1 protein-coding gene is annotated in these 603 nt (G+C 64.5%); it reads right to left on the reverse strand.

The window, feature by feature from the left end; genetic code table 11:
* Positions 1 to 603 (reverse strand): zinc-binding dehydrogenase (locus BST12_RS29230; RefSeq protein WP_139802077.1); only part of this gene is annotated, 603 nt, incomplete at both ends.

The following is a 603-nucleotide window of genomic DNA, read 5'->3' on the forward strand; positions in this document are numbered from 1 at the left end:
AACACCGTGCCGTCGGGATCCCAGCTGAGCGGCGGGATGAGCACGATCTTTCCGGTGTGCCGGGCTTGGCTCATGTCGCGGAAGGCGTGGGGGGCTTGCAGTAGGCCGTAGCTGGTGGTGGGTAACGGCGCCAAGTTGCCCGCGGTGAACAGGTCGGTCAGTGTGGCCCATGCGTGGTGCAGGTCGTCGGGTCCGGCTGTCTGTAGGTCGTAGGCCTGGTAAATCACGCCGGGATGATCGTGGGTGATCTGACTGGGTGTGCGGATGTCGGTCTTGCCGATTTCGATGAAGGATCCGCCGCGGGGCAGCAGTTGCAGTGAGGCGTCGACGAAGTCGCCGGCAAGACTGTTCAACACCACGTCTACGCCTTGGCGATCGGTCGCCTCGTTGAAGGCGTCGAGGAAATCCAACGTGCGGGAGGAGGCGATCTGGTCGGGCGGGACGCCCAGGTCTTTGAGTATGTGTTGTTTGTTGGGGTGTGCGGTGGAAAAGACTTGGGCGCCAAGGTGGTTGGCGATTTGGATGGCGGCTTGGCCGCCCCCGCCGGCCCCGGCGTGGATGAGGACCCGCTGCCCAGCGCGCAAGCCGCCCAACTCGACCAAC

The organism is Mycobacterium angelicum, assembly GCF_002086155.1.
In the GTDB taxonomy this organism is placed as follows: Bacteria; Actinomycetota; Actinomycetes; order Mycobacteriales; family Mycobacteriaceae; genus Mycobacterium; species Mycobacterium angelicum.